The sequence below is a fragment of the Verrucomicrobiota bacterium genome, assembly GCA_016871535.1.
In the GTDB taxonomy this organism is placed as follows: Bacteria; Verrucomicrobiota; Verrucomicrobiia; order Limisphaerales; family SIBE01; genus VHCZ01.
This window is the reverse complement of record VHCZ01000238.1, coordinates 1-9,456: the sequence shown is the minus strand read 5'-3', so window position 1 is coordinate 9,456 and position 9,456 is coordinate 1. Positions and strand designations below refer to the sequence as shown.

General features: G+C 58.4%; 10 protein-coding genes. 4 read left to right on the top strand and 6 right to left on the bottom strand.

Going from position 1 to position 9,456, the window contains the following annotated elements; all coding sequences use genetic code 11:
- The first annotated feature begins 172 nt into the window (after window positions 1-172).
- The 4 genes from FJ398_22260 to FJ398_22245 are packed head-to-tail and all read left to right on the top strand — an operon-like array spanning window position 173 to window position 2,784.
- Window positions 173-604, top strand: coding sequence for a prepilin-type N-terminal cleavage/methylation domain-containing protein (locus FJ398_22260; protein ID MBM3840633.1), 432 nt, complete (start codon window positions 173-175; stop codon window positions 602-604).
- 37 nt (window positions 605-641) lie between these two features.
- Complete coding sequence (locus FJ398_22255; protein ID MBM3840632.1) at window positions 642-914, top strand: hypothetical protein; 273 nt, start codon at window positions 642-644, stop codon at window positions 912-914.
- An 18-nt stretch (window positions 915-932) separates the two neighbouring features.
- The gene (locus tag FJ398_22250; GenBank protein ID MBM3840631.1) at window positions 933-1,937 is read left to right on the top strand and encodes a hypothetical protein; all 1,005 of its coding nucleotides are present in this window, start codon (window positions 933-935) and stop codon (window positions 1,935-1,937) included.
- Window positions 1,930-2,784, top strand: a complete 855-nt coding sequence (locus FJ398_22245; protein ID MBM3840630.1) for a hypothetical protein — start codon at window positions 1,930-1,932, stop codon at window positions 2,782-2,784. The genes FJ398_22250 and FJ398_22245 overlap by 8 nt, the downstream gene beginning before the upstream one ends.
- Here the strand turns inward: FJ398_22245 and FJ398_22240 are convergent.
- The 6 genes from FJ398_22240 to FJ398_22215 all read right to left on the bottom strand — a co-directional run bounded on the left by FJ398_22240 (window position 2,759) and on the right by FJ398_22215 (window position 9,403).
- Window positions 2,759-3,880 (bottom strand): glycosyltransferase family 1 protein, encoded by a 1,122-nt coding sequence (locus FJ398_22240; GenBank protein ID MBM3840629.1) that lies wholly within the window; start codon window positions 3,878-3,880, stop codon window positions 2,759-2,761. The two genes, FJ398_22245 and FJ398_22240, sit on opposite strands and share 26 nt — an antisense overlap.
- Window positions 3,881-4,765, bottom strand: a complete 885-nt coding sequence (locus FJ398_22235; protein MBM3840628.1) for an FkbM family methyltransferase — start codon at window positions 4,763-4,765, stop codon at window positions 3,881-3,883.
- A gap of 528 nt (window positions 4,766-5,293) precedes the next feature.
- Window positions 5,294-6,139 carry an FkbM family methyltransferase gene (locus FJ398_22230; GenBank protein MBM3840627.1) on the bottom strand — a complete coding sequence of 282 codons (846 nt, stop codon included), beginning with the start codon at window positions 6,137-6,139 and terminating at the stop codon, window positions 5,294-5,296.
- A gap of 174 nt (window positions 6,140-6,313) precedes the next feature.
- On the bottom strand, window positions 6,314-6,685 hold the full coding sequence (locus FJ398_22225; protein MBM3840626.1) for a hypothetical protein: 372 nt from the start codon (window positions 6,683-6,685) through the stop codon (window positions 6,314-6,316).
- 34 nt (window positions 6,686-6,719) lie between these two features.
- Window positions 6,720-7,604 carry a sugar phosphate isomerase/epimerase gene (locus FJ398_22220; GenBank protein MBM3840625.1) on the bottom strand — a complete coding sequence of 295 codons (885 nt, stop codon included), beginning with the start codon at window positions 7,602-7,604 and terminating at the stop codon, window positions 6,720-6,722.
- 434 nt (window positions 7,605-8,038) lie between these two features.
- A complete protein-coding gene (locus tag FJ398_22215; protein ID MBM3840624.1) occupies window positions 8,039-9,403 on the bottom strand; it encodes a penicillin acylase family protein in 1,365 nt (454 codons plus the stop codon).
- Window positions 9,404-9,456 lie beyond the last annotated feature (53 nt).

The following is a 9,456-nucleotide window of genomic DNA, read 5'->3' as shown; positions in this document are numbered from 1 at the left end:
TTTGTCCGTGGCCTGCGTTGGCTCGGTCCTTACAGCCCGCGTTGGGGATGCTCGGACCTCGCCGCCTTGGCCACAGCCAAAATCCCTCGCCGCAGGACCCCGCGCAATTTTCGGACACGCTCTAAGCCGCAACGGCCAGTTTATTACGAAAGCCAACTACCCTGCCTGGAGCATGACACACCGCCAAGGATTCACTCTCATGGAACTGCTGGTCGTTATTTCAATCATCGGGGTCCTGGCCGGTATGTTGATGCCGGCACTGAGCCGTGCAAAAGAACGGGCGAGACGGGTCGAGTGTGTCAATAATCTGAAGCAACTGGGCGTGGGATCTCTCCTGTACGCCGATGAGGACTCGGGAGGCAATTTCTCCGCGACCGTCTGGAAGGGTGATCGAAATTTCAACTGGCTTTACCCGCAGCACGTTCCGGCGGCCAAGACTTTTCTCTGTCCGAGCACTCGCAACTTCATTCGATCGAACCGCGGACTGCATTCGCGAACCTATGAAGCCGGATTAGAGGACTTATTCAACTTAGCGGGTGACCGTGCCGAGAAGCCCGGGACCAGCTATGTGTTGACTGGCTTCATGGGGGGTGGGCTTTACTGACGTGAAGGTAGGTGACCGAATCGAGCGGGTACCACATGTGAAGAAGACTCTGAGTTCGGTCAATTCATATGCCCATTACCACAACTCTTTTGGGTTGAAAGGAGTCCAACCCGGTCCCACGCGCATAATGCTGATTGGAGACCAAGGATGGTGGGATAACCACGATTTTATGCAGCAGGGCGATAACCACGGCGTTTACGGCAGCAACATGCTGTTCTGTGATGGTCATGTGGAATGGGTGCCGACGAAACGGTTCGCTTACGTGGTGGAGATGTCGGCGGATGGTAATCGTCCAGAGGGACTCAGGTGAACGAAGGATGATTGGCAGATGTGGAAACTATTCCTCTACGGTGTCCCGGGCAAGTCAGGAGGTGCAGCGACGAAGATTCGGGACTTGCTGCGCATGCTGCGCGGCGACTTCGATATTACCGTCGTGATGGATCACGCATTCCTTAAAGAACGCGAGGTCACTACATTTTTGGACAATCTCCCTATCAAGTACTGCTCCCGAAAAGATGTGCCTGAAAAGGTGGAGGGAGTCGCGCTGGGGGTCTGCGAACTGGATTTCTTCATCTCCGGCACGGCGGCGGCGATTAAGAAGAAGGGAATGAAGTTGGTTTGGTCGAATGAAATGATGTGGGAATTCAAAGGTGAAGCTGATGCCGTACGGGAGGGTTTGATCGACCGGGTCCTGTTTCTCTCGGAAATCCAACAGGCGGCATTTTCGCGTCTCTATGCTTCAATCCCACAGTATCTTATTCGCAATGATGTCACGACAACCGACTTTCCATACGTCGAACGGGGCAATTCAGTCTTCACAATCGGCCGGTTATCTCGTCCTGATCCGGTGAAATTCCCGGCGGATTTTCCCGTCTTTTACGAGGAGTTGGATCTGGACGATGTCAAGTTTCGCGTCCAGGCCTGGAACGAGGAGTTGCGGAAAAATTTATCGTTGGCACCGGTTTGGCCAAAACTGGGAGTTGTTGCCGGAGAAAAAAATTCCAGCGGCCAAGTTTCTCGCGAGCCTCGATCTGTTTATCTATCCGCTGGGTCATCGTTTCGTGGAATCCTGGGGACGCTCGACTTTGGAGGCCATGTTGACTGGCGGGATTCCACTGGTTCCTCACGGACATCAATTTCACAATATGATGGTTCACGAAGAGTCGGGCTTTATCTGCAAGAACTTCGCCGACTTCAAATATTATGCTCAGCAACTCTACAAAAACGGCTTCGGCAGAGGATCAGCCGCCAGGCTGCCGAATATGCGCGCAAGGTGGTGTGTAATTTGGAGCATCACCGTCAACTCTGGATTGAGGCGTTGACCTTTGACTGAGACCGCCGTGCTGAGAGTCAATTACTGCTTTTGGTCTGTTGCGCGAGGCGCTGAAGAGCGCTCACAGATGCTGCATTGCGTGCGCACGGCACGGGACGTAGGAGTCTTCAAGGAATTCCACGTCCTCACGGACGCGCCAATTCAGGCTTGCGAGTGTTATGAAGCTCATGATCCGGAGGATCGCTGTGGCCTGCACAAACTGATTTATCTCAAGGCCGCAATCTCGAGATTGCCATTTGACTATTTCGTATGGGTCGAACCGAGCACGATTTTCCTGAGCGCCCCTTTGCATCTCGTCGGTGCGCTCAGCCGATCTCCCATTCACGTGCCGTTGGAGGTCGAATTGTCGAAAGTCGGACCCGCGAAGGAAGTTTGCCGAATCAGCGCGGAACGTTACGGAGCGATCATGGCTCAGAACGGCGTGCGGAATCCGATTTATCTCAATGGCAGCGCGTTCTGGATAGTCGCTCACGATGCGGTTGATGCAATCTGTGATGTGGCCATGCATGGTTGGCATAAAGCCAAGGATTGCGGCGCAGTCTTGGACGCATCGTTTGCGTTGGGATATGCGATGCAGATGCTGTGCGCTGACCCGAGGAAACATACCGTCGAGGCCCGACCTGACTTGTGGGCCGCAGACTATCGTGGAGTCGCCGAAATTGTGACCGACACCTGGTGGGAATTCGAAGATCGGACTGGAACTTCTCGTTTTCCAGTAAGACCATCCCTCGTCCACCAGCCGCAAAGGGAATTGGCCTGCGATCAGGAGCGTCCTGAGGCGGCGCGGTCAGGTGTGGGGGCTGAAATCGACGCAGTGGAACTCACAGTTTCGCCGCCAATTGCTTGAGACGGACTTCCCAAGTGTGCGTCGCGAGAACGCGCTGCCTTCCGGCTTGGCCGATCTTGGACGCGAGGTGTGGTTCCCGCCGGACGCAGCGGAGCTGTTCTGCGGCTTCCCACATGTTGCGATAAGTGAGGATTTCCTGGCCGACCTCGAATGCGGCTTCGACGTCCGCGTTATGTTCAGTGAGGTAACAGCACCCGTATCCGGGAAATTCCACGTCGCGGAATTTCAAGTAACTGGCCAGCCGGCCTTGCGCGTTGATGCCCTGGTTCAATCCCAGAATGACACGGTGGGCGCGGACAAATTCGCCGAAGGCCTCGTCGCTCAACGGTCCTTGAGCGCGCTTGACGACCCATGGCCAAAAAGCTCGCCGGAGAATTTTCTCCAGCAATCCCGGCACGAACAGTGATCTCCAGAAGCGTTTCGACCTGGAAACTGGATTGTAAAAGGGATCCTGCCCTTCGCCTACCCAGCCGTGCCCACGGATATCAACCGGGCAACCAAAGCACCTCAGCCAGCCCAGTTGCGTGATGCGATTCGTGGTGGGCAATCCGATGAAGCCCACGCCGCGCGCGGAGTCTAAGCTCGTGAGATCCGGAAGGAATTCCGGATTCAGCGCATACGGCTGACAGAGATAAGGCACGCCGAGGGCCTGGTAGTTCCGAATGGCCGCCGATTCCGGGAACCAGTTCAGAGAAACAGCGCGGGCCAGCGCCTCGACCTTCTCGAACATCTGGGTGCTGTCACAGAAGAAATTCACCCACGGAATTCCGGCCCGGACGGTCTCCTGAACAACCTGGAGATCGAGATCGAACGCGAAGCAATAGGAGATGACCGCGTCCAGGCCGTGGCTCTGGTGGGCTGCTCGAATCTGCCCCTGCAACTGCTCGCTCACCTTGGCGCGATTCGGCGCGTAGGGGGTCAAGTCGATGCCGTGTCCTTGTCGCGCCCAGCTAAAGTCGATGTGGTCGGGAACGATCAGGCGTTTGACCCAGGGCCGGAGACCTTCGTAGATATGCCGCGACCAGAGCAGGCGGTAGTACCCGGATGAATTGTGGCAGTCCGGCACGACCGCGAAGATCTGGTTCAGTTTTTTCAATCAGGAAAGGTCCACATCGGCCGGCGCGAAGATCAAGTTGTCGTACGGGTAAGCCTGGCGCGGCTGGTGCCGCTGAAACCGCCCCTCAACAAAATCCCAGGGCGCGTAGCCCAGCCCGATCAGCGCGTCCACCAGCAAGCGACTGTCCCGCGATTGATCGTTGTCCCCGACCTCCACGCTGATCGTCGGGCGGTCCGTTTTCAGCAGGGTCTGCGCCCCGGCGAGAATCTCCCGCTCCGCCGATTCCGCGTCGATCTTCATCAGCGCGATGTTCCGGTCGAGCGAGGCGCGGAATTGATCGAGCGTGATGGTCTGGACTTCGATTTCTCTGGGCGCCGCGGGTTCTTTGTCCAGTTTCGATTTAGCCGAGGTATTGAACGCCATCCACCGCGGACCATAATCCCGAAAGGCCAGCGTCTTCACCGAAGACCAAACCGCGAAGGGATGCACCCGGATTTGTGGAAACCGATCCGTGTTCCGGCGGGCGATGTCCCGCGTCGAAGGCGTTGGCTCGAATCCGTGAACCTCTCCGCGCTCCCCGACGAGCAAGGCCAGCAACGTCGCGTAGTAGCCCAGGTGCATTCCGATGTCCACGACGACTTGCCCCGGCTGGACGAGGCGGAGCAACGCTTCGGTCAGTTTCGGCTCGACGAACCCATAACAGGCAATCTCCTGGCTCACGGCTTCTCCGCTCACGACGGCGAAGTTTCGCAGATGGAAGGCGTCCGCCGCTCGGACGTTCCCGGGCGAGCCGCCGATCACGCCGAACTTCAACAACTGATTAGTTACGAATCGCCGCGGGTCGATCCACGGCTTCTCCCAGGCCCGCGCTTGCTGATAGCGGAGGCATCGGTGGAGACTTGCCAAGAGATCTGAAGCCATCATGTCGGTCAACTTAGACGCTCGGATTGAAGCGCGCGCCGTTTCCCCTCACCCTTGAGGAGAGAATTTCCCAAAACAATTTACGCCTTGAACCCTTGAACCGGAGCGCGACGTTCACGCCGCTTCGAGTTCCGAAGCGCCTGTGGCATCGGAGCGTCAAGCGGCGTGAACGCCGCGCTCCCGACGCCAGGTTCGTGGAGAGCCTCCACGGCCTTCGAGCCGTGCACACGGCCCATGAACTGGTAAGGACGCGTTCCACCGCGTCCCTGGAACTGTCTTTCCGATCGCAGAGTAAAGTCAGGGACGGAGTGGAATCCGTCCCTACCCGGTTCATGGGAAGCTGCCTTGGTCTCAGAACCATGCCCACCGCCCATGAACCGAAGACAGTGCGGACCGCAGCCTTCAGACTGCTTTCGCGCACTCTCCACAGTCGAGCATTGACGCGGCCTAAAGGCCACGGTCCGGAGGGCGGGTTCATGGGAAGGGATGGGGTGAGGAGAAAAGCCCGGATCGAAGGCACGGTGGTGTTCTTCATTGGGTTGGCGGATTGCCCGCGCGTCGCCACCAGAGATCGGCCTGCCAGAGTCGCCCGGCCCATTCCCGGCACGCATCATTCATATCCTCGATTTCGTAACCCCAACCCGATAAGGTGCCCGCAATCTCCGGAAGCAATGATTGCTCGCTGTAAATGGCGTGCAACGACACTTCCACAACCAGGCGCTGCGCCTGCGACAGGACATTCTTGCCGCCGGCGATGACGCGGCCTTCATAGCCTTGCACGTCGATCTTCACCAGATCGGGGGCGGGCCATTTGTTCTTGGCGGCCAGTTCATCCAGCGTGGCGATCTGGACTTCTCGTTGATTCACAGTTCGCGTTCCCCACGCCGGCGGCACGCCGCCTTCCAAGGGACGTAGGAGCGAGGACGCCGTGTCGTTTTCCGTGACGTAAATCTGCCGAATTTGTTCGGCGTCGCCCAAAGCCACCGGAATGACTTCCCAGCGCGCGCCAGCCGGTTGGCGGGTTTTGGCCCTGGCCTGGTAGTCGGGCTGCGGCTCGAATAAGAAACATTGCGCGGGCGAAAAAATGGATTGGCACATCTCGGTCCAGCGGCCTTCGTGCGCGCCAATGTCATACACAATCCGCGGGCGGAATCCTCGATCGCGGCAACGAAGCAACCGGATGAAATGATCCGCATCCCAGCCATGTCTCCAGGCCGTGACGACGCGCGGATCGTCGGCAAGCTGCAGGAGCCTGGCGCAGCCGCGTTGAAAGTTCGCCCGGGCGAACCGAGCCAGCCGATGCCGCCAGGCGCGGTTGTTCAAATCGTTGGACTGCTGCCAAAAAGTTTTGGCGCCGCTGTTCGAATCACTGCTCACGGTCAATGGCGACAAGGAAGTTGAACGTCCCGAAAAAGGCAAGCGCCAACGCGGCTGCGGGAGTGACGGAGTAACGGAGTAACGGGGTATCGGAGTGTCGGAGCGTAAGGGCTTTCCCCGGTTCAGACCAATGCGATACTCCGACACCCCGTCACTCCGGCACTCCTCTCTCTACTACGGCTGCGCGTCCAGGCATTCGCGGATCAAACTGGCCAGGACCGGAAACTGGTAAGGCTTGGGCAAGAAGTGAACGCGGGGACCGAGCGACGTTTCCACGTCCGCAAAGTCCGTGCTGTATCCGCTCGTGTAGATGACGCGGTCAGAATATTGTTGAACCGTGCGTTGGCGCAACAGTGACCAGATCACAAGCAAGGCCACGGCCGACAAAAGCGCCAGTGTCGCCATGACCGTCCGCGCCGGCTCTTTCAGCAAAACCAGGTGGGCTCCGGCGAAGAAGACGTAAAGAAACGCCAGCCCAATCGCGCCCGGCCGCACACTTTCAAAAACCACGCGGTCAAACGCGGCCCGGAGTTCGTGGCGAGTCAAGGTCGCTGCCTCAGTCGTGTTTGTGTGTGCTCCCTCACCACTTTAATCGTTCCAGATAACGCAGGCTTTGAGGAATTTGCTGCGCGGCAGTCGGCGATTCGTCTTCGATGAAATAATACTTCACGCCCGCTTTCGCGGCCGCGCTTAGAATGGCGGGCCAGTTCATCTGGCCGGTGCCCAGCACCACGTCGTTGCTGACGTCCGACTTGCCCGTGAGATCGCCCTTGAGACCCTTCTTCATGTCTTTGACGTGCATCAGCTCCCACCGCGCGCCGTATTTCTGGAGAAGCTTCACGGGATCGTGCCCCGGATGCACTACCCAGAACACGTCCATCTGATAGCGCACAAAGTTGGGTTTGGTCTCAGCCATCATCAGGTCGAAGAGCGTGCCCTGGCCATGCGGGCGAAACTCGTAGCCGTGGGTGTGGTAAAAGAATTTCAGACCATGCTTCGCCAGCGCCTCGCCCGCGCGGTTGAAGACGCCGATGGCATCGCGGCATTGCTTTTCGTCGAAATCGCCTTCGTGCGGAATCCACGCGCAGCCGACGTACTCCAGTCCCAGCGCCTTCGCATCACGCGCCACGCCTTCCGCGTCGTCGCGGTAACGGTCGTAAGGAAAGTGGCCGCTGACCGGCTTCAGCCCATGGGCGTCGAGCATTTGCTTGAACTTCTCCGGCGTTGAATTGTAGGTGCCCGCGAGTTCGACGATTTTGAAGCCGTAATCTTTGACCTTCTTGAGTGTGCCGGGGACCTCCGTGGCAAAGTCCCCGCGAAGGCTGTAAAGCTGCAGGCCGATCGGCCCTTTGAAACTGGGCCCCACGCCGGCGTTGCCCGAACGCGGCTCGGCGGCAGAAACCGCGGACGCGGCGAGAAACAGGGACCCCAGGAATGAGACTGCAGATGCGGTGGAAGATTTCATGCGCCGCATTCAACACGCGAAACGAGCCGAAGAAAAGCCGGATTTGTGGAGCGATGTGAACCGGTATTTCCACAAAAGGAAACGAAGAGAACGAAGGCATTGGGCCACTTCGTTGCCTTTTGTGAAATCTCGAAAGCGCTTGTCGGAGGCAATCCCATTGGTAGGGACGGATTCCACTCCGTCCCTGATCTAGCGAGGTTTCAGCGAGGATCAATCCATCGCTGAATTCTGACTCGGGAAGCAACCGCTTTAGCAGCAATTGCCGGGCGAATTGCTCCGCGATTGTCAGGTTGAGATCGGACAAGTCAATTGTTCGGATTTGCCAACCAGTTTCACCGGCTGCACGCGAAACCCTCCTCAGCTATGCGCCCGGCCGGCTGTCGCTAACGAACGAAGCTTCCTTTGAAAGCCAAGCGCCGATTGCCCATAGCCAATCAGAACCTACTCGCGGCGGCCGGTTGCAGAATCAGCTTCTCCTTCGCCGCCTCCTCGATTCTCGTTTTGCTGAAGAGCAGTGGGAAGTATCGGCCCTCGGCCCACAACGGAATCAAGTCGCCGTAATGCGGACTTCCAGGCTGGCCGGATTGGCCCGGCACGTTGATGGCCACGGAGCGATCCCAATCCGCGAAGTCCAGAATTTCGCGGTAGGACGCGCCGTTGTTTTGTTTGTAGTTCGATCCGCCCGTCATGTTCACCGTGAAAGTGTCCCCGTCACGTTCCACCGGGCCGAGATCGAACAGCGCGCGACGCGCATCGTCGGTCGAAAGCGCATGCGTGAAGGAGGCCGTGTGCAGCGCGCCCCAACGCCACTTCACCGGATCGCGGCCCAGTTTGCTCTGCGCTTCGCTGACGGCGTCTTCAAGCGACTTGAACAAGACCGCGTCGCGGCCTGCCTGGGCGTGGTCTCCAAACCAGCGTGGCGTGGGTTTCTCCAGGGTTTCGATGGTTTTGGCGGAAGAAATGTGGCTCGCCAGAACCGGCCAGACATTCGTCGGCACGTGCGGTTTGAAGAGGGCCGGCCCCAGCTTTGGCCACCAGATTTCGTAAAGTGCCGCCGCGGCTGAATCTTTCGACACCACGCAGTCCCAGCGCGTGAGGAGGTCGAGGTAGGGCTGGAGCGACGCCGGGCTGCCTTGGGCTTCCTTGAGCACGCGCGTCAATCTCCGCGCCAGAATGGAGGTCGCGTCGTGTTGCAACCGCTCGAAGTCCGAAACGGAAAACTTTCTCCGACCCGCCGGTAGGGCGAGTCCGTCCCGGCGAGCCGCCAAGCCATGGAAAGCTTCCTTGGTTTCAAAACCATGCCTATGCCCCATGAACTGGTAAGGACGCGTTCCACCGCGTCCCTGGATTGGCTCTTCCGATCGTTGAGTAAGTTCAGGGACGGAGTGGAATCCGTCCCTACCGGGTTCATGGAAAGATCGCTCGTCGTTCGGCTCAGAGAGGACTCTTCGCCCTACCGTCGATTGAAATCGTTCTAAAGGCAGGGCGAGTCCGTCCCGGCGAGCCGCCAAGCCATGGAAAGCTTCCTTGGTTTCAAAACCATGCCTATGCCCCATGAACTGGTAAGGACGCGTTCCACCGCGTCCCTGGATTGGCTCTTCCGATCGTTGAGCAAGTTCAGGGACGGAGTGGAATCCGTCCCTACCGGGTTCATGGAAAGATCGCTCGTCGTTCGGCTCAGAGAAGACTCTTCGCCCTACCGTCGATTGAAATCGTTCTAAAGGTAGGGCGAGTCCGTCCCGGCGAGCCGCCAAGCCATGGAAAGCTTCCTTGGTTTCAAAACCATGCCTATGCCCCATGAACTGGTAAGGACGCGTTCCACCGCGTCCCTGGATTGGCTCTTCCGATCGTT

What these genes read in the sequence shown, in the direction of transcription:
- FJ398_22260 (MBM3840633.1), top strand. Translation starts at nt 173, where the DNA reads ATGACACACCGCCAAGGATTCACTCTCATGGAACTGCTGGTCGTTATT.
- FJ398_22250 (MBM3840631.1), top strand. Translation starts at nt 933, where the DNA reads ATGTGGAAACTATTCCTCTACGGTGTCCCGGGCAAGTCAGGAGGTGCA.
- FJ398_22235 (MBM3840628.1), bottom strand. Translation starts at nt 4,765, where the DNA reads ATGATGGCTTCAGATCTCTTGGCAAGTCTCCACCGATGCCTCCGCTAT.
- FJ398_22220 (MBM3840625.1), bottom strand. Translation starts at nt 7,604, where the DNA reads ATGAAATCTTCCACCGCATCTGCAGTCTCATTCCTGGGGTCCCTGTTT.
- FJ398_22215 (MBM3840624.1), bottom strand. Translation starts at nt 9,403, where the DNA reads ATGGGGCATAGGCATGGTTTTGAAACCAAGGAAGCTTTCCATGGCTTG.